This window comes from Streptomyces sp. NPDC086554 (assembly GCF_040686095.1).
Taxonomy (GTDB): domain Bacteria; phylum Actinomycetota; class Actinomycetes; order Streptomycetales; family Streptomycetaceae; genus Streptomyces.
In genome coordinates, this window is record NZ_JBFBJK010000005.1 from 1 (window position 1) to 25,746 (window position 25,746).

The 25,746-nt window shown below is 71.7% G+C and carries 23 protein-coding genes; 7 read left to right on the forward strand and 16 right to left on the reverse strand.

Going from position 1 to position 25,746, the window contains the following annotated elements; all coding sequences use genetic code 11:
* Positions 1–91: 91 nt before the first annotated feature.
* The 3 genes from AB0O76_RS09425 to AB0O76_RS09435 form a co-directional block, all read right to left on the reverse strand.
* A complete protein-coding gene (locus tag AB0O76_RS09425) occupies positions 92–586 on the reverse strand; it encodes a helix-turn-helix transcriptional regulator (protein WP_365487120.1) in 495 nt (164 codons plus the stop codon).
* A 282-nt stretch (positions 587–868) separates the two neighbouring features.
* On the reverse strand, positions 869–1,741 hold the full coding sequence (locus tag AB0O76_RS09430; RefSeq protein ID WP_365487122.1) for a helix-turn-helix domain-containing protein: 873 nt from the start codon (positions 1,739–1,741) through the stop codon (positions 869–871).
* On the reverse strand, positions 1,738–2,517 hold the full coding sequence (locus AB0O76_RS09435) for a helix-turn-helix domain-containing protein (protein ID WP_365487124.1): 780 nt from the start codon (positions 2,515–2,517) through the stop codon (positions 1,738–1,740). Before AB0O76_RS09435 ends, AB0O76_RS09430 begins: the two co-directional genes overlap by 4 nt.
* A gap of 291 nt (positions 2,518–2,808) precedes the next feature.
* Here AB0O76_RS09435 and AB0O76_RS09440 point away from each other — a divergent pair, with 291 nt between their 5' ends.
* Entirely contained in the window at positions 2,809–3,219 is a 411-nt protein-coding gene (locus AB0O76_RS09440) for a peptidase inhibitor family I36 protein (RefSeq protein ID WP_365487126.1), read from the forward strand.
* Between the two features lie 99 nt (positions 3,220–3,318).
* Here AB0O76_RS09440 and AB0O76_RS09445 read toward each other — a convergent pair whose 3' ends face one another.
* The 4 genes from AB0O76_RS09445 to AB0O76_RS09460 form a co-directional block, all read right to left on the reverse strand.
* The gene (locus tag AB0O76_RS09445; protein WP_365487128.1) at positions 3,319–3,996 is read right to left on the reverse strand and encodes a response regulator transcription factor; all 678 of its coding nucleotides are present in this window, start codon (positions 3,994–3,996) and stop codon (positions 3,319–3,321) included.
* Positions 3,997–5,154: a sensor histidine kinase gene (locus AB0O76_RS09450; RefSeq protein ID WP_365487130.1), complete on the reverse strand. Its 1,158-nt coding sequence runs from the start codon at positions 5,152–5,154 to the stop codon at positions 3,997–3,999.
* Positions 5,155–5,409: 255 nt separating this feature from the next.
* Positions 5,410–5,889 (reverse strand): DUF3017 domain-containing protein, encoded by a 480-nt coding sequence (locus tag AB0O76_RS09455; RefSeq protein WP_365488047.1) that lies wholly within the window; start codon positions 5,887–5,889, stop codon positions 5,410–5,412.
* A 379-nt stretch (positions 5,890–6,268) separates the two neighbouring features.
* Positions 6,269–7,132, reverse strand: a complete 864-nt coding sequence (locus tag AB0O76_RS09460; protein WP_365487132.1) for a bifunctional methylenetetrahydrofolate dehydrogenase/methenyltetrahydrofolate cyclohydrolase — start codon at positions 7,130–7,132, stop codon at positions 6,269–6,271.
* A 265-nt stretch (positions 7,133–7,397) separates the two neighbouring features.
* On the opposite strand from AB0O76_RS09460, the gene AB0O76_RS09465 reads away from it, so the two are divergent.
* The 4 genes from AB0O76_RS09465 (at position 7,398) to AB0O76_RS09480 (ending at position 10,754) form a co-directional block, all read left to right on the forward strand.
* Complete coding sequence (locus tag AB0O76_RS09465; RefSeq protein WP_365487134.1) at positions 7,398–8,024, forward strand: hypothetical protein; 627 nt, start codon at positions 7,398–7,400, stop codon at positions 8,022–8,024.
* Between the two features lie 118 nt (positions 8,025–8,142).
* Positions 8,143–8,898, forward strand: a complete 756-nt coding sequence (locus AB0O76_RS09470) for an FHA domain-containing protein (RefSeq protein ID WP_365487136.1) — start codon at positions 8,143–8,145, stop codon at positions 8,896–8,898.
* The gene (locus tag AB0O76_RS09475) at positions 8,895–10,292 is read left to right on the forward strand and encodes a protein kinase (RefSeq protein WP_365487138.1); all 1,398 of its coding nucleotides are present in this window, start codon (positions 8,895–8,897) and stop codon (positions 10,290–10,292) included. The genes AB0O76_RS09470 and AB0O76_RS09475 overlap by 4 nt, the downstream gene beginning before the upstream one ends.
* A 78-nt stretch (positions 10,293–10,370) precedes the next feature.
* Positions 10,371–10,754, forward strand: a complete 384-nt coding sequence (locus AB0O76_RS09480; protein ID WP_365487140.1) for a hypothetical protein — start codon at positions 10,371–10,373, stop codon at positions 10,752–10,754.
* On the opposite strand, the gene purH is transcribed toward AB0O76_RS09480, so the two are convergent.
* Both purH and purN read right to left on the reverse strand, forming a co-directional pair.
* Positions 10,726–12,294: a bifunctional phosphoribosylaminoimidazolecarboxamide formyltransferase/IMP cyclohydrolase gene (gene purH / locus AB0O76_RS09485; protein WP_365487142.1), complete on the reverse strand. Its 1,569-nt coding sequence runs from the start codon at positions 12,292–12,294 to the stop codon at positions 10,726–10,728. The genes AB0O76_RS09480 and purH overlap by 29 nt on opposite strands.
* Entirely contained in the window at positions 12,291–12,920 is a 630-nt protein-coding gene (gene purN, locus AB0O76_RS09490; RefSeq protein ID WP_365487144.1) for a phosphoribosylglycinamide formyltransferase, read from the reverse strand. The genes purH and purN overlap by 4 nt, the downstream gene beginning before the upstream one ends.
* Positions 12,921–13,189: 269 nt before the next feature.
* Here purN and AB0O76_RS09495 point away from each other — a divergent pair, with 269 nt between their 5' ends.
* The gene (locus tag AB0O76_RS09495) at positions 13,190–14,047 is read left to right on the forward strand and encodes a hypothetical protein (protein ID WP_365487146.1); all 858 of its coding nucleotides are present in this window, start codon (positions 13,190–13,192) and stop codon (positions 14,045–14,047) included.
* A gap of 106 nt (positions 14,048–14,153) precedes the next feature.
* On the opposite strand, the gene AB0O76_RS09500 is transcribed toward AB0O76_RS09495, so the two are convergent.
* Positions 14,154–15,656, reverse strand: a complete 1,503-nt coding sequence (locus AB0O76_RS09500) for a DUF6350 family protein (protein WP_365487148.1) — start codon at positions 15,654–15,656, stop codon at positions 14,154–14,156.
* A 158-nt stretch (positions 15,657–15,814) separates the two neighbouring features.
* Between AB0O76_RS09500 and AB0O76_RS09505 the strand changes: the two genes are divergently transcribed.
* Positions 15,815–16,966 carry a helix-turn-helix domain-containing protein gene (locus AB0O76_RS09505; protein WP_365487150.1) on the forward strand — a complete coding sequence of 384 codons (1,152 nt, stop codon included), beginning with the start codon at positions 15,815–15,817 and terminating at the stop codon, positions 16,964–16,966.
* Positions 16,967–17,058: 92 nt separating this feature from the next.
* Here the strand turns inward: AB0O76_RS09505 and sucD are convergent, their stop codons facing one another.
* The 6 genes from sucD to AB0O76_RS09535 all read right to left on the reverse strand — a co-directional run bounded on the left by sucD (position 17,059) and on the right by AB0O76_RS09535 (position 25,745).
* Complete coding sequence (gene sucD, locus AB0O76_RS09510; RefSeq protein WP_360768732.1) at positions 17,059–17,943, reverse strand: succinate--CoA ligase subunit alpha; 885 nt, start codon at positions 17,941–17,943, stop codon at positions 17,059–17,061.
* A 22-nt stretch (positions 17,944–17,965) separates the two neighbouring features.
* Positions 17,966–19,144, reverse strand: a complete 1,179-nt coding sequence (sucC, locus tag AB0O76_RS09515; protein ID WP_365487152.1) for an ADP-forming succinate--CoA ligase subunit beta — start codon at positions 19,142–19,144, stop codon at positions 17,966–17,968.
* 463 nt (positions 19,145–19,607) lie between these two features.
* Positions 19,608–20,687 carry a hypothetical protein gene (locus AB0O76_RS09520; protein ID WP_365487154.1) on the reverse strand — a complete coding sequence of 360 codons (1,080 nt, stop codon included), beginning with the start codon at positions 20,685–20,687 and terminating at the stop codon, positions 19,608–19,610.
* Positions 20,688–20,818: 131 nt separating this feature from the next.
* Positions 20,819–21,757, reverse strand: coding sequence for a hypothetical protein (locus tag AB0O76_RS09525; RefSeq protein ID WP_365487156.1), 939 nt, complete (start codon positions 21,755–21,757; stop codon positions 20,819–20,821).
* Positions 21,758–21,894: 137 nt separating this feature from the next.
* Positions 21,895–23,094, reverse strand: a complete 1,200-nt coding sequence (locus AB0O76_RS09530; protein ID WP_365487158.1) for a VWA domain-containing protein — start codon at positions 23,092–23,094, stop codon at positions 21,895–21,897.
* Positions 23,091–25,745, reverse strand: a complete 2,655-nt coding sequence (locus AB0O76_RS09535) for a DUF5682 family protein (RefSeq protein WP_365487160.1) — start codon at positions 25,743–25,745, stop codon at positions 23,091–23,093. The genes AB0O76_RS09530 and AB0O76_RS09535 overlap by 4 nt, the downstream gene beginning before the upstream one ends.
* Between the last annotated feature and the right edge of the window lies 1 nt (position 25,746).

Consider the following 25,746-nt stretch of genomic DNA (forward strand, 5'->3'; position numbering starts at 1 on the left):
CCTCCGCCTTGCAGCTGCACGCACCAGGGCCCGCTCGGCCCTGCTGAACCGGCACCCGGCGCGAAGACCGGCCTGACCCATCGGACAGGCCCTAGCCCATGAGATTCCTCAGCAGGCCTTCCAGCAGTGCCATGAGGATGAGGAGCGCGGTGAGACCGGCGATGGAGCGCCACGTCCATGCCGGGCGCTTGCGCGACGGCCGCCGTGGCCCGCTCCGCCGGGCGGAGGGCCGCGCTCTTCGCCCGCCGTCCTTCGCGTGCTCGCCCGCCTTGCTCAGTACGACGCGCGGGGCTGAATCCGCTCCCCCCGCCCCGCCCCGCGGCCACACGCGGACCGCCAACTCCCAGCGCGCACAGAACCGTTCGCTGTCTTCCTGCGCCACCCTGCACAGCGCCGTGACCGCCTGGCGGGGCGGGGGCTGCTGTGCGTTGAGGTAACGCTGCCAGGAGGATTTGCTGTACGCGGTCTCCTTTCCGAGCGCGACCAGGCTCAGGCCGGTGCGGTCCTTGAGCAGCCTCAGCTGTTCCACGAAGTGCCGCACTTCCGGGGGAAGTCCCTCCGGCAGCGGCCGCCAGGCAGCACTCATGCTTCACCCCCAGCATGTGCCCAGTTTGCCCACATGACGGTCGTACGGCCCGAATTGGTTCCCTCCGCACCCGTCAGCACCTGTTGCGGGCTTCGCACACCATTGCGGAATGGTCACCTCCGTGCCACAGGGGCAAGGCATCCCTTGAACGCAATTGGCGCGGGCATGACGCTGGAACTCGTTGAAAGCGGCCCCCACAGACCGGCGGCGCCCGTCCTCCCACGGGGGAGAGGACGGGCGCCGTCTTGTTTCCCGGGTCCTGCTTGTCAGCGTGACCGGGCCCTACTCGTCAGCCACCCCGAAGCACTGCCGCTCACCGCCCCGCACCAGGCAGCCCCGCACGTCCGGCAGCGCGGCACGGCGCGCGGTGGCCATCGGCGTCGACAGCGAACCCTCCTCGTCGAACCGGTCCCGCACCTCGGCCTGCTGGGTGCCGATGCCCGGCGCGACGATCTCGACCCGGTCGCCCACCCGCCCCCGGTCGATCCGGGCCCACACCGCCCCGCACTCCACGGAGCGCCGCACCTTGACGACCGTGCCGCCGCCGAAGCGGTGCTCGGCCAGCGTGCCGGGCGGGTTCGCCGCACCCGAGCAGCGGGTGGCCTCCGCGTCCTTGCCGGTGCAGGAGTCGCCAGAACAGCCGGGCGCAGGCCCCGAGTTGGCGGTGGTCGGCGCGCCCTCCGCGTCGGTGCCACTGCCGCCGAAGCCCCAGACGACCAGGAGCACCCCGGCCGCGACGGCGGCGAGACCGCCGAGCGCCCCGGCGAGGAACCCGGTGGACCGCCAGCGCCCGCGCTCGGCAGGAGCCGGCTCCCCGGCTGCCTCCGGCGGGGGCGCGTCGGCCACGTCACGCGGCTCCTCGCGCCGCGCTCCGCCGGGCCCCGCCGCGCCCACGCCCGCGCGGCCGCTCCACGCGGACTCCGCGAGGCCCCACAAGGCGAGCGGCCGGTCCTGCCGCTCCCCCACGAGGGTGCACAGCTCCTCGACGGCCTGCCGGGGCGGCAGCGTCTTGCCGTTGAGGTAGCGCTCCCACGACGACTTGCTGTACGGCGTCTTCGCCGCGAGCGCGGCCAGGCTCAACCCCGCGGCGGCCCGCAGTTCGCGGAGCGCCTCGGCGAGACGTACACACTCCAACGGCGGTTCCTGCCTGGTCACTTGCGCAGCACCTTCCACGTGTCGGGGCCGATCTTGCCGTCGACAGCGATGTTCGCCTTGTCCTGGATCCGCTTCACCGCGCGCTCGGTGTTGTTGCCGAACGCGCCGTCGGCGACTCCGGGCGATGCCTCGCGGTGCTCAAGGAGGCACTGCGCCTCCACCACGGACCACCGGGTGGACAACCGCTCGATCAGTTCCGTGCGCGTGCGGCTGTAGCCCGCGTACAGCCGACCGTCGTCGTCGCGCCGCACCTCGCACTCGTAGGTCTTGCCCGGCTTGTACTCGAACTCGCCGAATTCCGGGTGGGCTTCACCCGTGAACGGTCTGTCGTCCCCCTTGTCCTCGCTCTCCTTCTCCCAGGGCGCGAGCAGCGCGAACACCGCCAGCATCAACAGCGCCGTGCACACGCTCGACAGCACGATCGCGAGCCAGGGGACCGGGCGGCGCGCGACCGCCGCGCCCGACGCGGCCGGGGCGGTCTCCCCCACCGCGGCGCCCGTGTCGGCGTCCGACTCCCAGCCCTCCGCGGCCACTTCGCGCAGCGCCAGGAGCGGCGCCGGTTCGCTGTCGCAGGCCCGCGCGAGCGCCTCGACCGCCTCCGCAGGAGGCAGTGACCTGCCGTTGAGATACCTGTCCCAGGACGAACGGCTGTACCCCGTCCGGGACGCCAACGCCGCAAGGCCCAGACCGCTGTGGTCCTTGAGCCTGCGCAGCCTTACGACGAACTGCCGTACCCGCGGGTCAAGCGAGTCGGGCAGCTCCTTCCATCGAGACATGTTCCACCCCATGTCCTTCAGTCCCTGAAGTAGAGGATGCCCGAACGCTCGGCGGCAGTTCCTGCGTCCTGTGGAATCCGGCCGGTCCGAGCCGTCCCGCCCAAGCCGTCCCACGCGCCAGGGACGCGCAGGTCAGCGCCCGGGACGTCCCGCGCGTGCCTGATCGTCCCGGCAGATCTGGCGGTCCGCACCCGCCGTCCCGCATCGTCATCAGTGCACAACGGGCGGCGCGGTCCACCCCGCGCCGCCCTCCAGATCACCGTGAATCACCGTGAATCTTCGGGGGAAGACATGAACATCACGGCAACGCGCAGGACCGTCGGCATCGGCATCGCCTCGCTCGCCCTCATGGGCGGCTCCGCGAGCGGCGTGGCGATGGCGAGCAGCGGGGGCACCGCGGCTTCCGCCGGTGTCGAGGCGAAGGGCGCGTCGGCCTGTCCCAAGGGCTGGCTGTGCGTCTGGTCCGGGAAGAACTTCACCGGGCGGATGCAGAAGGTCCAGTACAACAACAAGGACCTGTCCAGGTTCGCCGTGTTCGCGGGCGGCTCCTGGTCGGGCTACAACAACGGCCGCAAGTGCGACGTGGCGGTGTACGCGGGCAAGAACTACACGAAGTACATCGGGACCCAGCCGCGTGGCGAGAAGGGCAACTCGTCCCACAAGCTCAAGATCCTCTCCAACAAGTGGGTCAACTGCCGCTGATACCACGGCAGTCCCACACCACCACAGCGGCGCCCGCCCTCATCGGGGGAGAGGACGGGCGCCGCTTCACGCGTGCGTCCGGGCTCAGCGGTACGGGATTCAGCGGCCGCCGCCCGGCGTGACGAGTCCCGTCTCGTACGCCACCACCACGGCCTGCGCCCTGCTGTCGAGGTCGAGCTTGCTCATCGTGCGGTTGAGGTGGGTCTTGACGGTGGCCTCGCTGATGTAGAGGCGGTCGGCGATGTCCGCGTTGGAAAGGCCGCGCGCGATCAGCTTCAGGACCTCGACCTCGCGCAGCGTCAACGCCTCCAGATCCGGCGGCGGTTGGGACGACGCGTCGTCCGCGCGGGACTGCCGGGCGAACGCCTCGACGAGGCGGCAGGTGACGCTGGGCGCGAACAGCGCGTCGCCGCCGCCGACCGCGGCCACCGCGGCGAGCAGCCGCTCGGGCCCCGAGTCCTTGAGCAGGAACCCGGAGGCTCCCGCGCGCAGCGCCCCGTACACGTACTCGTCGAGATCGAAGGTGGTCAACACCAGGACGCGCGGGGCCGGTTCGGGTGCCTCGGCGAGGATCTTCTCGGTGGCCACGATGCCGCTCATGCCGGGCATGCGGATGTCCATCAGGATGACGTCGGGGCGGGTCTCCGCGGCGAGTTCGACGGCCTCGGCGCCGTCGCCCGCCTCGCCGACGACTTCGACGCCGGGCGCGGCACGCAGCAGCCCCACCAGTCCTGCCCGGATGAGGAACTGGTCGTCGACGACGAGAACCCTGGTCATTTAAGTCGCGTCGTCCCCCTGCGATGCGGCCTGCGCGGAGGTCGGCAGGGTAAGCCGCACGGCGAACCCTCCCTCGCTCAGCGGGCCGATGCTGATCGTCCCGCCGTAGAGCTTGGCCCGCTCCCGCATCCCAATCAAGCCGTGGCCGCTCCCCGCGCCCACTCTGTCCAGAATCACCCCCTCCCCGTCGTCCGTGACCGAAACCGTCACATGGTGCCGCTGATAACGGAGTTCGACGACCACGGCGGCGCCCCGAGCGTGTTTCAGTACGTTGGTCAGCGCCTCCTGGACCACGCGGTACGCGCAGAGTTCGATGCCCGGCGCGAGCTGCCGCGGCGTCCCCTCGATGCGCAGCTCGACGGAGACTCCCCCGGCCGCCCGCACCCGCTCGACCATCTCGCCGAGCCGCGCGAGCCCCGGCATCGGCGCGTCGGGCGGTTCCTCGCCGTCCTCCTGCGCCCGCAGCACCCGCAGCATCCGGCGCAACTCCTCAAGCGCCTCGCCGCTGGTGCCGGAGATGGTGGAGAGCGCGGCGTGCGCGGTGGCCGGGTCGGAGGCGAAGACGAACTTCGCGAGGCCCGCCTGCACGGATATCACCGACATGTGGTGGGCGACGACGTCGTGCAACTCCCGTGCGATCCGCCCGCGTTCCTCGGCGACCTCGCGCCGCGCGCGCTCGTCCTGCTCGCGCTTCAACTGGCGGGCCAGTTCGGCGGACCGCCGCGCCACATGTCCGAACCGCCAGATCACCAGCGCGAATCCGACGGCCTGCCCGACGACGGACGCCATCGACGCGCCGTCGCTGACCAGGCCCGCGTAGATCCAGACGGCGCTCATCAGCGCGGCGCAGGGCACGGAGACCCGGGCGGGCCGCAGCGAGGCGACCGTGTAGACGGTGAGCATGGGCGCGAAGGTGCTCACCACGGGCCAGTAGCCGGCGGTGACGTACCCGATCCACACCCCGTGGACGAGAAGCAGGACCGCGAGCGGCGCCCTGCTCCGGAAGACGACGGGAACATTGGCGAGGGCGACCAACGCATAGCCCGGTGCGTCGAGTTCGGGCCACCCCTGGCGTGCCGACTCCTGCCCGAGCAGTACGGCGACCGTGGTCAGGGCGACCGCGATCGCCGCGTCGGCGACGAGAGGGCGGATCCGCATCGCCGCAGCGTAGCTCCGGGGCGGGCGGCCGAACGTCAAACTTCCGCGGTACAGCGAAAGTTGCAGGAACCGGCGGAGTACCGCGGGGGGCGCAGCCGAACGTCAACCCGTGACGGGACGACAGGGCAGCCGCGCCGCCGGTAGTTTCCGGTACGGGACACACCGGCGGCCCGCACTCAGAGGGGGAGAGCGCGGGCCGCCGCGTGCGCCTGCGGCGCCTTAAGTGCCTGTGACGCCTGTGATGCCTGTGATGCCTCAGGTGGTGATCGTGCGGTGCAGCGTGTCGCTGAGGAACGGGATCTCCAGCCACGGCCTCGGCTGCGCCATCAGCGCGAGCAGCACGATGGCGACGCCAAGGACGCCGTACGTCACCATGTCCGTGAAGCGCGAGCGCACCGCCAGCATGCCGACGTCGGGGAGCGCCCAGCGCAGCACGGCACCCGCGATCAGCGCGACGCCGATCAGTATCGTGCCGACGCGGAACACGTCGAGTGCGGTGAGCAGCAGCCCGATCGCCACCGTCGCGATCACGGCGAGCAGCGGCCACTGGCGTGCGGGCGCGGGCGCGTCACCGCTCGCGGCGCGGCCGCCGCCCTCGGGCCGCGCGGTGTCGCGCGTGAAGAGCGGGAAGCGCCGCGAGGCCCGCTTGCCCTGCCCACCGGCACCGGCCGCACTGACGCGCCCCTCGATCCGCGGCTCAGGGCGCCGCGAGGCCTGCTTGGCCTGCCCGTCCAGCCCGGCCTCGCTGACGTGCCCCTCGACCTGGCCCTCTGCCCGCCCTGCGGCCTGCGGCTCCGATGCCCCGCCCCGCGCCTCGGGGCGCCCCGAAGTCCGCTCGGCCTGCCCATCCAGGCCGACCGCGCTGACGTGCCCCTCGGTCCGGCCCTCGGCCTGCCCCTCGGACTGCGGCCCGGTCTGCGGTTCGGACGCCCCGGCCCCCGGCTCGGACTCGGCGGCCTTCGGTGCGGACGCCAAGTCCTCCCGTGCGGACGCCAAGTCCTCCGGTGCGGACTCCGCGGCCCCGCTCTCGTCAGCGTCGTCCGGCCCGGACGACGACGCCGCCGCTCCGTTCCCGCCCTTCGCGCCTACGCTCATGGGCTCGCTCTCTTCCCGGTCAGCTCGTGGCAGCGGCGGCGCGCTCGGCCGCCTCGACGACGTTGACGAGCAGCTGGGCCCGCGTCATCGGGCCGACGCCGCCCGGGTTCGGCGAGATCCACCCGGCGACCTCGCGGACGTCGGGGTGCACATCGCCGACGATCTTGCCGGTCTCGTCGCGCGAGACGCCGACGTCCAGGATCGCGACGCCCGGCTTCACGTCCTCGGCCTTGATCAGGTGCGGGACGCCCGCGGCGGCCACGATGATGTCGGCCTTCCTGAGGTGGTAGGCCAGGTCACGCGTGCCGGTGTGGCACTGCGTCACCGTCGCGTTCTCGGAGCGACGGGTGAGCAGCAGCGGCATCGAGCGGCCGATCGTCACACCGCGGCCGACGACGACGACCTCGGCGCCGTTGATCTCCACGCCGTGCTCGCGGAGGAGCGTGATCACGCCGTTCGGCGTGCAGGGCAGCGGGGCCGGCTCGTTCAGGACGAGGCGGCCGAGGTTCATCGGGTGCAGGCCGTCGGCGTCCTTGGACGGGTCCATCAGCTCGAGGACGCGGTTCTCGTCGATGCCCTTGGGCAGCGGGAGCTGCACGATGTACCCGGTGCACGCGGGGTCCTCGTTGAGCTCGCGGACGACGGCCTCGATCTCGTCCTGCGTCGCGGTGGCGGGCAGTTCACGCTGGATGGAGGCGATGCCGACCTGCGCACAGTCGCGGTGCTTCCCCGCGACGTACTTCTGGCTGCCCGGGTCGTCACCCACCAGGACGGTGCCGAGGCCGGGTGTGAAGCCCCTCTCCTTCAGGGCCGCCACGCGGACGGTCAGATCGGACTTGATCGCGGCTGCGGTGGCCTTGCCATCGAGAATCTGGGCGGTCATGACCCCATCTTCCCGGATGAGGCCCGCCCGGTACCAATCAGGGCGCCCCCGCACCCCGCCTGTGTCCCAGCTGTGTCCCGAGACCTGACCAGCTCTGTTGCACTTGCACAACACATACGGAATGCGGCTGGACAAATAAGCCCGCGCTAAAGAACGATATGCGGCACAGTGCCGCGGGCAGTGTCGGGGGGACGGACCGCATCTGTAGAACTTCCTCCGTGATGTGCCGCGTCGTCCCCGCACTACCCGACGGAGGAAGACCGCCATGAGTTACGGCGACCCGAACAACCCTTACGGGCAGCCGCCCCAGCAGCCCCCGGCCGCTCCCGGGTACGGCTACCCCCAGCAGGCCCCTCCGGGCGTCCCGCCGCAGCAGGGCTACGGCTATCCGCAGCAGCCGGCGTACCCCGGTTACCCGGGCGGCAACGCGATGCAGCAGTCGATGCCCGGGCTCCTCGTGACGGCCCGTGTGTTCCTGTTCCTGATCTCCGCGGTGCAGATCATCATGGCGATCGTCTACCTCTACCTGGGTGCGATCGCGAGTGACGCCGGCGACAACGGCGAGGACCTGGGCCTCAGCGGCATGAGCGACGCCGGTGACGCGGTCGCCGGCATCGCGATCATCGCCGCTCTCATCGCAGCCGCCCTCGGGACCCTGTCCATCACGCTCGGCGTGAAGTTCAGCCGCGGCGGCCAGGGCGTCCGGATCACCACGGTCATCTATGGCGCGCTCGGCGGCATCGTCGGTCTGATCGGCCTCTTCGTCGGCCTCGACTCCGGATTCGCGACCGCGATCATCGGCCCGCTGATCTGGGTGACCTTCGCCGTCATCATCACGATCGCCCCGGTCGTCCCCAGCGGCACCGCCTGGTTCGCCCGCCCCCGCTACTGAGGCGAGCGGCCACCGCGCACAGCACCAACACCCACGGGCCGTGTCACCCTCACGAGGGGGGCACGGCCCGTGGGTTGTCGCTCTACTCTGACCAGGTCGGGCGTGAGGGGGACGTGCCGTGTACAGCATCATCGTCGTGCCGCCGCGGACAGCGGACGGGCCGCGGGACGCCGGGGGTCAACTCCGCCTCGCCCCGGGCGAAAGGCTCACTTTCGGCAGATCGGCCGAGGCCAACGACCTGCCCATCGACCACGACGGAGTCTCCCGCGCCGCCGGTGAGATCACCGCGCACGGCGCCTTCTGGATACTGAGCAACCTGAGCGCCCGCCAGACGTACGTGGTGGAGAACCCCGAGGGCGCCGGCGAGCACATCAAGGTCGGCCCCGGCCGCCTGGACGCCCCCGTCCCCTTCGAGTTCTCCCGGATCGTGCTGCCCGCCGCGGGCGAGCTCCTGCACTTCGATGTGTGGGCGCCCCGCCACGACTACCTGCCGGCCGGTGACCGCGCGGTGCTCGGCGGCGCGACGACCCACCCCGCCTTCTCCGTCGACCGAGCCAAGCGGTACTTCGCGGTGCTCGCCGCCCTGTGCGAGCCACGCCTGCGCGGCGCCCCGCACGCGCCGCTGCCCACCGTCGAACAGGTCGTGGAGCGGCTGCGGCCCTGCTGGCCGTCGGCGAACCGGGCCGCCGTGCAGTGGAACATCGACTACCTGGCGATCAAGCTGCGCCTCAAACCCGGCCCGGACAGGGCGGATTCGGGTCCGCGCCTCAACGGCAAGAAGGAGTCCATCGTCTCGCTCGCGCTGCGCTTCGATCTCGTACGCGAAGACGATCTGGTGGTCCTCCTGCCGACCGGCGAAGGCATCCGCCGATGAGCAGCGGTGCGTACGCCGTCGACGTGCCGAAGGGCTACCGCGTCGGCCCCTGGGTCGTCCATGAGCCGCTGGCCAGTGGCGCCTTCGGGAGTGTCTACGAGGCGCGGCGCACCGCCCCGGCCGACGAGCTGCCCCGCACGGCCGCCCTGAAGTTCCTGCCCACCGGTCTGCGCACCCCGCGCCAGCTCAGCCATCTGCGCGAACTGGCCGAGCGCGAGGCCGAGTTGCTGCGCCGGCTGCGCGGACCGCGGCTGATCCGGCTGTACGAAACGCTGACGGTCGACGACCCGGAGCACCCCGAACTCGACGGCGCCACCGTCCTCGTACTGGAGAAGGCCGAGGGCTCGCTCGCCGGGCTGCTCGACGCTCCGGTGCCGCCGCCGAACGGGCCCGCGCTGCTCACCGACGTCTGCGCGGGCCTGGAGCAGCTGCACCGTTCGGGCTGGGTGCACGGCGACCTGAAGCCCGCCAACGTCCTGCTGATGAAGGACGGTTCGGCCCGGCTCGCGGACTTCAACATGGCCGCCGAGCTGGAAGGCACCCACGCCTACTCCCCCGCCTTCTCGACGCCCGACTACACGCCGCCGGAATTGCTCTGGTCCGAGATCGGCGAGCGCGGCAGACAGATCCGCGAGACGGGCGACATCTGGGCCTTCGGCGTCCTCGCTCACCAGGTCCTGACCGGGACCTTTCCGCTGCCCGGCGGCACGGCGCCGGTCCGCAGGGACGCCGCGGTGCGCTACGCGCGCGGCGACGACGAACTGCGTCTGTCGCCCGAACTGCCCCCGGAATGGCGGGAGATCATCACGGACTGTCTGGCCCGTACGCACGCCGTGCGGGCCGCGCACGACACGGGGACGCTGCTGCGGCGGGTCGAGCGGGCGGCGGGGGTCACGCCCTCGCGGCGGTTCCACCGCAGGCCCGGCGTCCGGCGGCCGGGGCGGCCCGTGGTGATCGGGACCCTGGCCGCGGTGGCCGCCGCGGCGCTGGGGGTGGGGCTCGCGGAGGCGCTGCGGGAGGACCGGATCACGTACGGCTATCACCGCTGCCCGAAGCTCTCGGTCTGCTTCTTCAGTGAGAAGTACGGCAACGGGGAGATGTGCGCGTGGGAGGGCGACGACCGCGACTGGCTCGCCGGGGGCCGCACCTGCCCGTGGACGCGCACCACGAAGGTGCAGTCGATCTTCAACAACGGCGACGCGAACTCGCCCGCCCATGACGTCGCGTACTACGTGGGCCGCGACTGGCGGTTCCGGTGGAAGGACCTCTACCGCGACGAGCACGATCCGGTCGGCTGCACATCCGTCGGCCAGCAGGGCAATCTGACGGGGACTTACGTGGTCCTCTCGCACCGCTGGGTGGAGGAGTGCGGGGCCGACCCTCTGAAGTCATAGGTTCCCCCGATCCTTCGCCCCCGCCATGGTGGGTCACGTGCTGCCGAGGGGGACAGCACAGCAGGGGGGAAGCACCACATGAAGCGCACGCTCACGCTGGCGTGCACGGCCGCGGCGGCGTTGTCGATGCTCGCCGCGGCCGGGTGCGCGGGGCCGTCCACGGGGGACACGCAACGGCCGCAGGGCGCGCGCCCTGCCGACCCGGGCGTCGCGCCGGCCGATCTGTACATCGCGCTCTGCATGGCAGCGCGCGGCCACGACCACGCCGACCCGGACTACCCGGCACGCCTGTCCCGCGAGGGACGCGCCCGCTACGCGAACACACTGGCCGCCTGCGGACCGACGGTGGCCGCGCCCTTGGGGGAAGGGCGCGGCCACCATTCAGAACAGAGCGGGCTCAGCGGGCTCAGCGGGCTCAGTGGGCTCAGCGGGCTCAGTGGAAGAAGTGCCGCGTACCCGTGAAGTACATCGTCACTCCGGCCTTCCGCGCGGCCTCGATGACCAGCTCGTCACGGACCGAACCGCCGGGCTGGACCACGGCCCTGACGCCCGCGTCGGTGAGGATCTCCAGGCCGTCGGGGAACGGGAAGAACGCGTCGGACGCGGCGTACGCGCCGTGCGCGCGCTCGGCGCCCGCCCGCTCGACGGCGAGCTTCGCGGAGTCGACGCGGTTGACCTGACCCATGCCGACGCCGACCGAGGCGCCGTCCTTGGCGAGCAGGATCGCGTTGGACTTCACCGCGCGGGACGCCTTCCAGGCGAACTCCAGCTCGGCCAGCTCGCCCGGGTTCAGGGCGTCGCCGGTGGCCAGCGTCCAGTTGGCCGGGTTGTCGCCGTCGGCCTGCAGCCGGTCGGTGACCTGGAGCAGCGCGCCGCCGTCGATCTGCTTGACCTCGACCGCGTTCGACGGCGCCCGGTGGGCGCGCAGGACGCGGATGTTCTTCTTCTTGGTGAGGGCTTCGAGTGCGCCGTCCTCGTACTCGGGCGCGACGATGACCTCGGTGAAGATCTCGGCGACCTGCTCGGCCATCTCCTTGGTGACCGGGCGGTTCACGGCGATCACACCGCCGAACGCGGAGAGCGGGTCGCAGGCGTGCGCCTTGCGGTGCGCCTCGGCGACGTTCCCGCCGATCGCGATGCCGCACGGGTTGGCGTGCTTGATGATCGCGACGCAGGGGTCGGCGTGGTCGTACGCGGCACGGCGCGCGGCGTCCGTGTCCGTGTAGTTGTTGTACGACATCTCCTTGCCGTGCAGCTGCTCGGCCTCGGCGAGGCCGCCCTTGCCGTCGACGTAGAGGGCCGCGTTCTGGTGCGGGTTCTCGCCGTAGCGCAGGACGTTCTTGCGGCCGTAGGCGCTGCCGAGGAACTCGGGGAACGGCGAGCCGTCGGCGGCGTAGTCCTCCGCGAACCAGGAGGCGACCGCGAGGTCGTACTCGGCGGTGTGCCGGAACGCTTCGGCGGCGAGGCGCTTGCGCGCGCTCAGGTCGAAACCGCCGTCACGGACCGCGGCGAGCACGTCGGCGTACCGGGAAGGGCTCGTGATGACCGACACCGAAGGGTGGTTCTTGGCGGCGGCGCGGACCATCGAGGGGCCGCCGATGTCGATCTGCTCGACGCACTCGTCGGGCGTCGCGCCCGACGCGACGGTCGCCTTGAAGGGGTAGAGGTTCACGACGACCAGCTGGAACGGCTCGATGCCGAGGTCGGCGAGCTGCCGCTGGTGATCTTCAAGGCGCAGGTCGGCGAGGATCCCGGCGTGCACGCGCGGGTGCAGCGTCTTGACCCGGCCGTCCAGGCACTCGGGGAAGCCGGTCAGCTCCTCGACCTTGGTGACGGGCACCCCGGCGGCGGCGATCTTCGCGGCGGTCGAACCGGTCGAGACGAGCTCGACGCCGGCCGTGTGCAGCCCGTGCGCGAGCTCTTCGAGCCCGGTCTTGTCATAGACGCTGATGAGCGCGCGCTTGATCGGGCGCTGCGAACCGTGCGTACCTTCGGCGGTCACGGGATAAGTACCTTTCGTCCCTCAATGCGGTAGCCGTTACGGGCCAGACGCCCCACGACATCGACGAGCAGCCTTCGCTCGACTTCCTTGATGCGCTCGTGCAGAGCGCTCTCGTCGTCCTCATCCCCGACCGGGACCACGCCCTGGGCGATGATCGGGCCGGTGTCGACGCCGTCGTCGACGAAGTGGACGGTGCATCCCGTGACCTTCACGCCGTACGCGAGCGCGTCGCGCGCACCGTGGGCTCCGGGGAAGCTGGGCAGCAGGGCGGGGTGCGTGTTCACGAACCGGCCGCCGAACCGTGCGAGGAATTCCTTCCCCACGATCTTCATGAACCCGGCCGACACGACCAGGTCGGGCTCGTAGGCGGCCGTGGCCTCGGCGAGCGCCGCGTCCCACGCGTCACGGGTCGCGTGGTCCTTGACCCGGCACACGAACGTGGGGATCCCGGCGCGCTCGGCGCGCTCGAGCCCCTCGATGCCCTCGCGGTCGGCGCCGACGGCGACGATCTCGGCTCCGTAGCCCGCCGTCCCGTCCGTCGCGATCTTGTCGAGCAGAGCCTGCAGATTCGTGCCTGATCCGGAGACCAGCACGACGAGGCGCTTGGCCACAGGGCTCTTGGCCACAGCGGGGCCCTTTCTCGGGAGGTGCGTCTTTTGTAGGGCGGCTTTGTACGGCAGCTTCGTACGGCAGCTTTGTACGGTCATACAAAGGCTTCGTGCCCCGCGATACGGGGAACTCTACGAAGCGGCCGACCGTCAGCAACGATACCGGCACACGGAGGCGCCCCTCACGGGACGGGGGCGCGGCCGGGAGGTAGCGTCTGTGCCAAGGCGCCATGCCGCTACTGAAGCTCGTACACAGCTCGCTCGACCAAGGGGAAGACGCACACCTGATGCCGGACCGTAGCCTCCGCCTCCCGCTGTCCTTCGCGTTCGGGTTGACGCAAGGAGGGGAGCGCGGCTCGACGCTGCTGCGCGACGGCCGCCCGTCGTCCCCGCCGCAGGACTCCCAGGACTCCGACTCTTCGGACTCGTCGGGGTCCTCGGGCTCTTCGGGGTCGTCGGACTCCCCCGGTGAGAAGAAGGACGACAACCCCTTCGCGCCGCCGCCCGAGGGTGCGCCCGACCAGCCGTGGCGGCCGCGCCCCGGCAACGGCGGTGACGCTCCCGACCAGGGGAACTCCCCGTGGGGCAGCCAGTGGAGCGACCGGCAGCCCGGCCGCTCCCAGGGCGGCTTCGGCGAGCGGCCCGGCCAGCAGGGGTCAGGACCCGACGGTCCTTCCGGCTCGGGTTCCGGCTCCGGCTCCGGCTCCGGTGGCATGCGCTGGGACCCGACCGACCCGGCCCAGCGCCGCGCGCGCTACGCCCTGCTCTCCGGCATGTGGGCCTTCTTCTTCGCGCTCTTCGGCTGGCGGTACGTCGCCCTGCTCCTTGGCGCATTGGCGCTGAACTGGGGTATCAGCTCGCTGCGGGCGAAGCCGAAGGCTCCGGACCCGACGGCTCCGGCTCCCGCCAAGCAGGAGCCCGCCGACTCCGCGAGCACGAGCACGAAGCCGCAGACGACCGCGGCGATCAGCGGTCTGGTGACGGCTTCGCTGGCGCTGGCGATGGTGGCGGCGACGTTTGCCGCGCAGCTGGTGTACCGGGACTACTACACGTGCGTGGACGACGCGCTGACGACCACGTCGAAGCAGTCCTGCGAGGATCTCCTGCCGAAGGAGCTGCGGCCGCTGCTCGGCGAGCAGGACTGAACCCCTCCCGGCAACCGGCCCTCTCTCTCTCCCCCCCCCCGCTGTGGGCAGGCGTTCCGCAGGGCGGGACAGGTGGGCACAGACCCAGTTGCCGGGGGTCGATGACTCAAGGGGCAGGGGGAGACCCCTCCCCCCCATCCCGCAGCGCCGCCCACCGTGTCTCGCGGGCCGCCTCGTCGTGCCAGTCGACGCCGCCCGGCAGGAAGTCGTACGGCTCGAACTCCGCCGCCGGCGGAGCTGCGACCTCCGGGGCAGGGGCGGCCCTGCGCTGCGGCAACCGCACGCGAGGCAGGCGAACCCACCGCGGCGCAGCCCTCCGCACCCGCAACCGCCACGCCCGCACGGCCAACGCCCCCGGCACCCCGATCCCCGCGCTCCAAGCCACCGCCGCACCCCCCGCCTGCCACCACACCGGCCCGAAGTCCGCCAGCACAGCCACCCCCATCGGCCCGCCCGCCAGGGCAGCGAGCACCGCCACAGCCACCCCGTACAGCACCGCCGCCGCCCCCGCGACCAGCGCCGTCCACCCCAGCGACCACGCCTCGCCCCGCTCCCCGTACGCAGGCGCCGCCGCCCGCACGGTGAACCAGGCGACCGCACACCCCGCCGCCACCGGCACCGCCCCCGCCGCCCACGTCAGCGGCGACCCCGGCCCCTCCGCCGGCACCGCCGCCAGCAGCGGAAACGGCGGAAGGAGCGGCCCCGCGCCCACGGCCAGCGGCCCCGCCACGCTCCCCGTACCAAGGGCGAAGCCGGGCCCGAGCCCGTACGCCGCACCCCACACCGCCGCGTTCGGCGCCAGCGCCACCGCGAGGAGCAGCACCGCGAACCGCCCCGGCCACACGTCCGTGACCTGCGCGAACGACTCCCGGACCAACCCTCCGTGCAGCACGAGCGACACCGCCACGAGCAGTGCCCCACCGCCGACGAGCGCCAGCGTCCCCGCCGCCGCGGCCCGGGTGACGGCCAGCAGATATCGGCGTACGAAGAAGGGACGTACCCCTTCGGGAAGGGCGCCCACCGCACGCGCCACCACGCCCGGCAACGGCCGCTGCGGCCGCCCGTGCGCCGTCCACACGCCCACCGCCCCCGCGACGGCCGCCACCAGCGGCACCTGCACCGCCGCGCTCACCCACGACGGCCGCAGCTCACCCCCCGCCGCGTACAGCGTCGCCGCCGTACCCACCAACAGATAGCCGCCGACCACCCCGCACCACGCGGTCCGCACCGCCATCCCCCGCCCCTCCGGATCGGCCGCGTCCCGCGCCGCCCGGTGCACGAGCCAGCCCGGAAGCACCACCAGGAGCAGCGGCGTCACACCGACCGGCGCGGGCACCCCGGAGAAGGTGTCCGTCCTGATCAGCTCCGTGCCGTGGGCGGTCAGCCAGAGCGAGGCCGCGACATGCAGAGCCCCACTGGGGCCGCTGTCCGGATACGGCGAGCTGATCCACAGCACCATCACCAGGACGGCACACGAACCGAGCCCGAGCCCGGCCGCGACGGCCCCGCCGAACAGGCAGGTCGCAAGGCCGGGTGAGCGGCCGCGCGCCCGCTCCAACAGCGGTTTCAGGGGCGGCAACGAAGAGCTGCGGTGGGTGATTTGAGTCACGCCGCCATGCTCCCAACGACACGCGCTTTCTCCCCGTAACAGGCGAATACCCGATGTGTCGCTCAAGATACGTTTATGTACTTTTTCGTACGGCGGATCGGCTGCGCCCGGCTGCCCGCCGCACGACGGCACACGGCCCCCGGCGCGGAGAGTCCGACATGACCCAGAGCCCTGCTACCCCGTTGCCGTCCCCCAAGGAACGCCGGCGACTGCGCGAGGCAAAGTCCCTGAGCCAGGCGGAGATCGCCACAAAGGTGGGCGTCACCAGGGAAACAGTCCGCTCCTGGGAATCAGGCCGCACCACCCCCCGCGGCCGCAGACGTGAGATCTACGCCAAACTCCTGGCGGCGTTCGCAGAGGAACAGAAGCCTGCCGCACCCGTTGTGTCCGCCCGTTCCGCACCGCGGAACAGGCGGGCACAACGCACACTTCCGAGCACCGCCAAGAGCAACAGCAGGCCGTCGCCCCACGCAGTGGCGGCAGCCACGCCAGAAGCACCGCCCGCCAAGACCCTGACCCCCGCAGAAGCCTTCGACAAGCTCTGCGCGACCTGCGCCCCCGCCCTGGTCCGCCAGACCTACCTCCTCACCGGCCGCCGAACCCTCGCCCAGGAGTCCGTGGAACGCGCCTTCCAGCTCGCCTGGCAGCGCTGGCCCGAGGTGGCGATCGACCGCGACCCCGCGAGCTGGGTCCGCGCGGCGGCGTACGAGTACGCCATGTCGCCCTGGCACCGCCTGCGCCCCGCCCGCCGGCACCCGGACGCCCCGCCCGCCGAACCGGCCGACCGCGCTTTCCTCGACGTACTGATGAGCCTGCCGCCCGCCCAGCGCCGCACCCTGCTGCTCTACGACGGCGTCGGCCTCGACCTGCCCGAGACGGCGGCCGAGACAGAGTCGAGCACGCCCGCGGCGGCCAACCGGCTGCTGCGCGCGCACGAAACGATCATCGAGAAGATCCCTGAGCTCGCGGCGACCCCGGACGCCCTGCACCGGCGCCTGAGCGAACTCTGCACCGCGGAGAGGCTGCAGCCCCCGAAGGCGGACCGCGTCCGCACGGGAAGCGAACACCGCGCCCTCTTCTGGACCCGCGCCGCGATCGCCTTCACGGCCCTGATCATCGGCGCGACGGCCCTGACCCTGCGCACGGCCCCCACCCACTACGAGCCCCCGCAGTCCCCCGGCAAGGCCATCAGCGGCGTACCGCCGAGAATGGGCCCGGGCCCGTTGTCGTACGAGGAGCGGTCCCTCCACAAGAAGCTCCGCGAGGGCTTGTCGAGCGGCCCGGAACGCCTGAGCCCGCAGTCGAAGTAGCCCCGTCAGGAGCGCCCCGTCAGGGCCGCAGACAAAAGTGGGCCCGCACCTCAGAAGAGATGCGGGCCCACCTTCAACAGCTAGGTCAAGCTTCAGCCGGCCAGAATCGCCCGCGCAAGCTTCGCCGTCTCGGTCGGCGTCTTGCCGACCTTGACGCCGGCGGCCTCAAGGGCCTCCTTCTTGGCCTGTGCGGTGCCGGAAGAGCCGGAGACGATGGCGCCGGCGTGGCCCATGGTCTTGCCCTCGGGGGCGGTGAAGCCGGCGACGTAGCCGACGACCGGCTTCGTCACGTTGGCCTTGATGTAGTCCGCCGCGCGCTCCTCGGCGTCGCCGCCGATCTCGCCGATCATGACGATCAGGTCGGTGTCGGGGTCGGCCTCGAACGCCTCGAGGGCGTCGATGTGCGTCGTACCGATGACCGGGTCGCCACCGATGCCGACGGCCGACGAGAAGCCGATGTCACGCAGCTCGTACATCATCTGGTACGTCAGCGTGCCGGACTTCGAGACCAGGCCGATGCGGCCCGGCTTCGTGATGTCGCCCGGGATGATGCCGGCGTTCGACTGGCCCGGGGTGATGAGACCGGGGCAGTTCGGGCCGATGATGCGGGTCTTGTTGCCCTTCGACTTCGCGTACGCCCAGAAGGCGGCGGAGTCGTGGACGGCGATGCCCTCGGTGATGACGACGGCGAGGGGGATCTCGGCGTCGATCGCCTCGACGACAGCGGCCTTGGAGAAGGCCGGCGGCACGAAGAGGACGGAGACGTTGGCGCCCGTCGCCTCCATGGCCTCCTTGACCGTGCCGAAGACCGGCACGGACGTGCCGTCGAAGTCGACCTCGGTGCCGGCCTTGCGCGGGTTCACGCCGCCGACGATGTTCGTGCCGTCACCCAGCATGAGCTTGGTGTGCTTCATGCCCGTGGCACCGGTCATGCCCTGGACGATGACCTTGCTGTCCTTGTTGAGGAAGATAGCCATGGTGGTGTCTTAACCTCTTCCCTTACTTCGCAGCCGCGAGCTCGGCGGCCTTGTCGGCCGCGCCGTCCATGGTGTCCACGCGCTGCACGAGCGGGTGGTTGGCGTCGCTCAGGATCTTGCGACCCAGCTCCGCGTTGTTGCCGTCGAGGCGCACGACCAGCGGCTTGGTGACTTCCTCGCCCTTGGACTTGAGGAGCTCCAGGGCCTGGACGATGCCGTTGGCGACCTCGTCGCACGCGGTGATGCCGCCGAAGACGTTGACGAACACGGACTTGACGTCCGGGTCGCCGAGGATGATCTCCAGGCCGTTCGCCATGACCTCGGCCGAAGCGCCGCCGCCGATGTCGAGGAAGTTGGCCGGCTTGACGTTGTTGTGCGCCTCACCGGCGTACGCGACGACGTCGAGGGTGCTCATGACGAGACCGGCGCCGTTGCCGATGATGCCGACCTCGCCGTCCAGCTTCACGTAGTTGAGGTTCTTGGCCTTGGCAGCAGCCTCGAGCGGGTTGGCTGCGTCCTTGTCCTCGAGCGCCTCGTGGTCGGGCTGGCGGAAGTCGGCGTTCTCGTCGAGCGAGACCTTGCCGTCGAGGGCCAGGATGCGGCCGTCCTTGGTCTTCACCAGCGGGTTGACCTCGACGAGGAGCGCGTCCTCGGCGACGAAGGTGTCCCACAGGGTCACCATCGCCTCGGCGACACCCTCGGCCACCTCGGCCGGGAACTTCGCCTGGGCCACGATCTCGCGGGCCTTCTCGATGTTCACGCCTTCGACGGCGTTGACCGGGACCTTCGCGAGGGCCTCGGGGGTCTTCTCCGCGACCTCCTCGATGTCCATGCCGCCCTGCACCGAGGCCATGGCCAGGAAGGTGCGGTTGGTGCGGTCGAGGAGGTACGAGACGTAGTACTCCGCCTCGATCTCCGGGGACAGCTCGGCGATCATCACCTTGTGGACCGTGTGGCCCTTGATGTCCATGCCGAGGATGTCCGTCGCGCGAGCGACGGCCTCGTCCGGGTTGTCGGCCAGCTTCACGCCGCCGGCCTTGCCGCGGCCACCGACCTTCACCTGCGCCTTGACGACCGACTTGCCGCCCAGCTTCTCGGTGGCCTGGCGCGCCGCCTCAGGCGTGTCGATGACTTCACCGGCCAGCACCGGTACACCGTGCTTGGCGAAGAGGTCCCTCGCCTGGTACTCGAACAGGTCCACGCGCGTCCGTCCCTTTTCCGTGATCTCGCTGCGATCTCGCTGCTTTGGTGTCAGCTGTCTGCGTGGGCGTGCCGCGGAGGGCAACGTGACTGCGCTGTCACAAGGGAGGCGTAGGACGGAGTCCGGTACGCGGCATGTCCGTCTCGCAGGTTATCGCCGAGGAAGGCGGGTCCCTAAATCGCGGATCACATTTGGGCGGTGATGACTGTCACAGATCGAGCCCTCGCCTCGCCCTCACAGCCGCCCGAACGCGGAGGTGAGCGGCCCCTGTGGTTCCAGGGGCCGCCCGTTTGCGCCTGTTACGGCTGGTACGACGGGTAAGGCCAGTGGTGGCACGGATACCGCCGTACGGCTGTCGCTCCCGCGATCAGCCGGTCGCTTCCGGTTCCGCGCCTCAGTCGCTTCCGGTTCGGCGCCTCAGTCGCTTCCGGTTCGGCGCATCAGTCGCTTCCGGTTCCGCGCATCAGATGCCGGACGTCGCGCCCTGGGTGGCGTTGTACGTCGCGTTGTACGTCGCGTTGTACGCCTGCTCGTACGTCGGCAGGTAGCTCGGCGCGACCGAGTCGGCCACGCCCTGGACGCCGGTGACGGCGTTCCCGCCGAGCGCCTGCGCGTCGGGCGCGACGGTGCCCGTCAGGTCCTGCGCGAAGGGCGAGACCTGGCCGACGACGCCACCGGCGAACGGCTGCACGTCGCCCGTCACGCCGTACGCGAGCTGGTCGGCGCTGCCGCCGACGCCCTGGACGACGGGCTGCACCTGGTCGGTGACGGTCTGCACGAACGGCGAGACCGAGCCGACGACACCGCCCGCGAAGGGCTGCACGTCATCCGCGACGACACCCTGCGCGAAGGGCCCGACCTCACCGACGACACCGCCGGCGAACGGCTGCACGTCGCCGACGACGCCCTGCGCCAGGTACGTGACGTCGTTGACCGCCTGGCCCGCGACCGGCACGACGCCCTCAACTGCGGTGGCGGCGACGGGCGGCAGGACGGCCGTGGCCGTCTCGTCGACGATCGGGGTGGCGGTGGTTGTGGCGGTGGCGGCCGTCGTGGTGACCGTCGCGGTGGCCGTCGCGGTGGTGTTCTCCAGCTCCGGGGCGAAGGCGGAGAGCGGGCCGAAGAGGTAGTCGACGGAGTCCTCGGGGGTGCTGACGTCCGGGGTGCCGACGGGGGCGTCGACTGCGGGGACGTCGGCCGTGGGGGCGTCGACCTGGGGGAGGTCGGCCTGGGGGGCGGTGGCGCGCACGTCGGCGACGGTGGACTTCGCGCCCGCGACGGTCGACTTGGCCTTGATCTTGGCCTTGGCCTTGGCCTCGGCTTCGGCCTTTACCTCGGCGGCGTCGCCCTTGACGCCCTCGACCGTGACGTCGTCGACGGTGACGTCCTCGGCCGTGATGTCCTCGACCGCGTCGGACGCCTGGTCCGGCAGGGCGATGGAGTGCTGCGGCAGCTCGTCCGCGCTGGCGACGGCGGAGCCGAGCGCCCAGGCACCCGTGACACCGGCGGCTATGACGATGGAACGGCGGATGTTCTTGTTCATGCTTGCGTCAGATCCTTCGAATTCGAACTCTGGCTATGGATCCGGCCCGGAGATGTTCAGAACCATCCGGGGACCGGCGGGCAGACCTGTTCCGCCCCCGCGCGGCAGGTCATCGCGGGGAAAGGGCTGCCCTAGCCAGGGAATTCGGGAATGTCCCGGTGTCTGTCGCGGATCGACGCCGAGCCCTGAGAGGACCCGGCGCCTGCCAGGAGCCGCACCGGCGCACGGCTGTCGCCCGAGGCGGCGCACGGATCGCCGTGCCGCGTCGAACTTCCGTCACCGGCCGACGGACCACCCAGCGTCCGCGCCGGATCACCGGGTACGGGGAGGGGCCGCTGCCCTGGGTGGTGCGTGCTTCCCGAGGCGTCGCCGCCCCAGGAACCGTCGCCGCGCGTCAGCAGGCCGACGGAGTACGCGTACGCATCACCGGCGCCGTCCGAGGATTCGGCCCGCTCCCCGTGCGACTTGGACCCCTCGTACGCCCGGGCACTCGCCTCGCTCCGGCCGCCGCGCGAATCGGCGGCGCCGTCCGGCGCATCGGGCCCGGTACCGCCGTCGGCATCCTCGCCGTCACCGAGACCGGTGCCGGTGCCGGTGCCGGGCCGCGGCAGCTCGGGCATCTGCGGCAACCCCCGCTCCGGGGCGCCGCCGAGAAGCCCGGTGACCTCGTCGGCGACCGGACGCACGACCCCGTGCACGGCGACATCGTGTACGCCACGGACGACGGGCTCGGCGTCATCGACACCGGCACGGGCGCCGGCGGCGAGCTCGCCCGGAGCCTTGCGCACCGTCGTGTGCGCGGCCCGGGCCGTTTTACGCACCGGCTCGGCGGAGCCGTCACGCCCCGCCGCTGCGGCCGACCCCTCGCGCACCGCCGTGTCGGCCGACCGCGTGGACTCCACGCGATCCGGGGCCGGCATTCCGTCCGCCGCCTGCGCCCGCTCACCGCAGAGGAAGCCGAGCGCAAGCAACCCCGCAAGCAGCAGCACCACTTGCAGCGCACGCCGCCCGGCCACCGCGCGCACCAGGCGCACAGCGGCATCGGGCAGAACGACTGCTGCGGAAGTCAAGACGGGGAAGGTCCTCTGCGGGGCGAGTTCCAGGAGCGGAGTTGAGGGGGCGGAGTTGGGGGCGGAGTTCTGCGAGCGGAGCTCCGGGGTGAGCGCCGATCCTCGCACGGGCCGCCCGCTGTCGCGCAAGTCCCCTGTTACCGATGCGCATTCATGTCCGGTATGGGAAGAGGGCGCCTTTCGATCGCCGCTGCCATCACCTCCGGGAAGAGATCCGGGGTGCACGCGAACGCCGGTGCGTCGAGCGCCGCGAGCGCCGCCGCGTGCTCGCGGTCGTACGCGGGGGTCCCCTCGTCGGACAGCGCAAGGAGCGTCACGAACTGCACTCCGGACGCCTTCATCGCCGCGACCCGCTTCAGCATCTCGTCGCGTATGCCCCCTTCGTAGAGGTCGCTGATGAGGACGACGACCGTGTCCGCGGGGCGGGTGATCTGCGACTGGCAGTACGCGAGCGCCCGGTTGATGTCCGTACCGCCACCGAGCTGCGTACCGAAGAGAACGTCCACCGGATCGTCGAGCTGATCGGTCAGGTCGACCACATTCGTGTCGAAGACGACGAGCCTGGTGTTGATGGACCGCATCGACCCGAGCACGGCGCCGAACACCGAGGCGTACACGACGGACGCCGCCATCGATCCCGACTGGTCGATGCAGAGGATGACCTCCTTCTTCACGGACTGCGATGCCCGCCCGTACCCGATGAGCCGCTCGGGCACGACCGTCCGGTACTCCGGCAGATAGTTCTTGAGGTTGGCCGCGATCGTGCGGTTCCAGTCGATGTCGTGGTGGCGCGGCCTGCTGACGCGAGCGCTGCGGTCGAGCGCGCCGGTGAGGGTGGCGCGGGTGCGGGTGGCGAGCCGCTTCTCCAGGTCCTCGACCACTTTGCGCACGACGGTCCGCGCGGTCTCCTTGGTCGTCTCGGGCATGGCTTTGTTGAGGGAGAGCAGCGTGCCCACCAGGTGCACGTCCGCGTCGACGGCCTCCAGCATCTCCGGTTCGAGGAGCAGGGTGGAGAGCCCGAGACGGTCGATGGCGTCACGCTGCATGACCTGGACTACGGACGACGGGAAGTACGTCCGGATGTCCCCGAGCCAGCGCGCCACGGACGGCGCGGACGCCCCGAGCCCCGCCGAACGCTCCCGCCCCCGGCCCTTCTTCTCCTCCCCACCGCCGTACAGCGCGGTGAGCGCCCCGTCCATCGCCGCGTCCCGCCCGCCGAGCGCACACCCCGTGCCGTCCGCCGACTCCCCGCCGAGCACCATCCGCCACCGCCGCAACCGCTCGGCCCCGGGATCCGCGCCCTGCTCCACGCTTCCTGCTGCCGCGCCCCGTGTCATCGACCTACCCCCACAAGCTCGCCACTGCCATCGACCCCGGCCCCGACTTCGACTCCCCCGCCCCCGAGCAACAGGTTCACCACCGGCAGAACGGCATCTGCACGCTCCGCATCAAGATCCGCCCCGAAGCCGGGTATCCCACCGTCCACCGCCGGCCCGCCACCACCCGCCGCCGCGGGCCCGCGCCGCACCAGCTCTCCCAACGTCCGCCGCACGCCCGGCTCATAAGCGGAGAACGTACGCCGCAGCAGCGGCAGCACATCAGTGAAGGCCTGGTCAGAAACCCCGCTCAACCACTCGTCGACAAGCCCGAGCAACCGCTCGTCGTGCACGAGCAACATGCCGCCCCCGGACCCACCCCCCACGAACCCCTCGATCCAGGCAGCGGCCTCAGCGGGCTCATTCCCCCGAGACAGAGCAAGCCCCATCAACCGAGCGGCCTCGTCGTCCCCCAACTCCCCACAGTCCACGAGGATCCGCACACACCGCCCCCGCACAACCCCAGCAACACTCTCCCGCTCCCCCAAAACCCGCAGAACACCCCGCCACCGGTGACCGAGCCCCGGACCCCCGCCCGCGTTGTGGGCAGGCGTTCCGCACGGCGAGTGGGGTCTCCCCTGCTCGAGCGGAGCCGAGAGCTTGGGGAAGGGTGGGCACAACGCCCCAGTGCCGGGCACCGATCCACCAGGCGCCGACTCCAACTCCCCCAACAGGCCCACCGCCTGGTGAACCGCATCAACGTGCCCCCGCATAACAAAGGCCGCGTCATCATCAAGCCCCGCACACGCAGGGGGCAGCCCCACAAACACCCGCTCAGCAAGCCCCACAGCGACAGAACCCAACGCAGCCGTCCCCGTACCCCGAACATCCCCGTACCGGAGCGCCCGAACCAACGCAGGCAACGCCTCCGCAAGGTGCCCGACATCCGCATCCAACGCCGCCCGATCCCCAAGCACCCGCATCACCACAGGCAACGCATCCGGCAACTCCGCCAGCAGACACCACTCGGCAAGCGCCGTCACATCGGCCAGCGCCCCGGCCCCCACCGCCTCGGCCTCCGCCTTGGCGGTCGCCGCGGCCGGCACTGTCGTCCCCCACACCCCCGCCTCCGCCACCCGCACGGAAAGCTCCGGCTCCCACCGCAGCCGCCAGGTCTCCCGGAACGTACCCGTGCTCCCCCGCGACTCGGCCGGCTCGCCCCAGCCGATCCCCAGGAGCCGGAGGCGATGCAGCAGCCTGCTGCGTGCCGCGTCCGTCTCCTTGCGCAGGTCGAGCTCCAACTCCCGCTCCAGCGCCTCCGGCTTGAGCCGCAGCTTCCGCTGCAACCGCGTGAGGTCCCGCTGCAACGGCACCGCGGGCGCCGAGTCGGGCACCTCCCCGAGGATGTCCCCGACGACGAGCTTGTCGTGCACGAGGGAAAGCGGTACGTCGGAGCCCTCGCACAGCACCGACCGGACCGCGTCCGTCGTCTCGGTGAGCCCCGGCAGCGGACGCCCCCGCATCACGGCGAGCGCGTCCGCAAGCCGCACCGCCTCGATGACGTGCGCGGACGACACGATCCTGTCCTCGTCGCGCAGCAGCCGCGCGACCTTGGTCAGCCAGCGCTCGACGGGCCGGTCGGGCACGCTGAACAGATGCCCGTACCAGCCGGGCGACGCGATCCCCGCACCGTACCCGCTCGCCCGGGCCAGTCGGCGGTGCGTCCAGGGAACCCAGGTCATGTCGACCTTCACCTTGGGTAACCCCTTGAGCAGCGCCCGGTCGGCCGCCAAGGTCACCTTCTGCCGCAGCGCGGGCACATGCCAGGCCCCGCACACGACGGCGACCCGCTCAGCACCGAACTCCCGTTGGGCCGACCGGAGTTGGATCCGCATGTACGCCTCGCGGACCAGGTCGCGGTCGTGCCCGCCGCTCCCGTACTCCTCGCGCAGCACCCCCATGGCCTCGCCGAGCGCCTCGAACGGCGCGAACACGTCATCGCCCGTCCCCCGGTGTTCTACGACGTCCTCCCACCACCGCTCGGGATCGTCGTATCCGGCGGTCTCGGCGAGCACGGCGATGGGGTCGCCCCTGCTCGAACGGAGTTGAGAGCTTGGGGAAGGATCGATCCGCACCGCGTCCACGTCGGCGTCCGCATCCACGTCCGCATCCGCATCCGCATCCGCCGCGTCCTCCGCCCGCGCCAGCGAATGCGCCGCCGGCAGATCCATGAACCGGACCGGAACGCCCGCCCCCGCGGCCCACCGGATCGCGACCCACTCCGGAGAGAACCCGGCGAGCGGCCAGAACGCCGAGCGGCCCGGCTCGTCCACCACATGCGCGAGCAGCGCGACCGGCGGCCGCATCCCCTCGTCCGCCGCGAGCGGCACCAGCGCGTCGGCCTCCGGCGGCCCCTCGATCAGCACCACTCGGGGAGCGGCCTCCTCGAGCGCGGCCCGCACCGCCCGCGCCGACCCCGGTCCGTGGTGCCGCACTCCGAGCAGCAGCGGCCCTTCCCCCGAACGCCCCCGCGCCCCGGCGGCCTCGACGGATTCCGCGCCATAGTCCGACTCAGTCTCCACCTCCACCTCCACCCCTGCCTCCGCCTCCGCCTCAGTGCCCAACTCCGCGCCCCCGCCCGGCTGCACGCCCCCGCGCGCCTCGTCACTCATG

Excerpts from the sequence above, each read along its gene's own strand:
- AB0O76_RS09425 (WP_365487120.1), bottom strand. The coding sequence starts at position 586 with ATGAGTGCTGCCTGGCGGCCGCTGCCGGAGGGACTTCCCCCGGAAGTG.
- AB0O76_RS09435 (WP_365487124.1), bottom strand. The coding sequence starts at position 2,517 with ATGTCTCGATGGAAGGAGCTGCCCGACTCGCTTGACCCGCGGGTACGG.
- AB0O76_RS09440 (WP_365487126.1), top strand. The coding sequence starts at position 2,809 with ATGAACATCACGGCAACGCGCAGGACCGTCGGCATCGGCATCGCCTCG.
- AB0O76_RS09445 (WP_365487128.1), bottom strand. The coding sequence starts at position 3,996 with ATGACCAGGGTTCTCGTCGTCGACGACCAGTTCCTCATCCGGGCAGGA.
- AB0O76_RS09450 (WP_365487130.1), bottom strand. The coding sequence starts at position 5,154 with ATGCGGATCCGCCCTCTCGTCGCCGACGCGGCGATCGCGGTCGCCCTG.
- AB0O76_RS09460 (WP_365487132.1), bottom strand. The coding sequence starts at position 7,132 with ATGACCGCCCAGATTCTCGATGGCAAGGCCACCGCAGCCGCGATCAAG.
- AB0O76_RS09465 (WP_365487134.1), top strand. The coding sequence starts at position 7,398 with ATGAGTTACGGCGACCCGAACAACCCTTACGGGCAGCCGCCCCAGCAG.
- AB0O76_RS09475 (WP_365487138.1), top strand. The coding sequence starts at position 8,895 with ATGAGCAGCGGTGCGTACGCCGTCGACGTGCCGAAGGGCTACCGCGTC.
- AB0O76_RS09480 (WP_365487140.1), top strand. The coding sequence starts at position 10,371 with ATGAAGCGCACGCTCACGCTGGCGTGCACGGCCGCGGCGGCGTTGTCG.
- AB0O76_RS09495 (WP_365487146.1), top strand. The coding sequence starts at position 13,190 with ATGCCGGACCGTAGCCTCCGCCTCCCGCTGTCCTTCGCGTTCGGGTTG.
- AB0O76_RS09505 (WP_365487150.1), top strand. The coding sequence starts at position 15,815 with ATGACCCAGAGCCCTGCTACCCCGTTGCCGTCCCCCAAGGAACGCCGG.
- sucD (WP_360768732.1), bottom strand. The coding sequence starts at position 17,943 with ATGGCTATCTTCCTCAACAAGGACAGCAAGGTCATCGTCCAGGGCATG.
- AB0O76_RS09520 (WP_365487154.1), bottom strand. The coding sequence starts at position 20,687 with ATGAACAAGAACATCCGCCGTTCCATCGTCATAGCCGCCGGTGTCACG.
- AB0O76_RS09530 (WP_365487158.1), bottom strand. The coding sequence starts at position 23,094 with ATGACACGGGGCGCGGCAGCAGGAAGCGTGGAGCAGGGCGCGGATCCC.
- AB0O76_RS09535 (WP_365487160.1), bottom strand. The coding sequence starts at position 25,745 with ATGAGTGACGAGGCGCGCGGGGGCGTGCAGCCGGGCGGGGGCGCGGAG.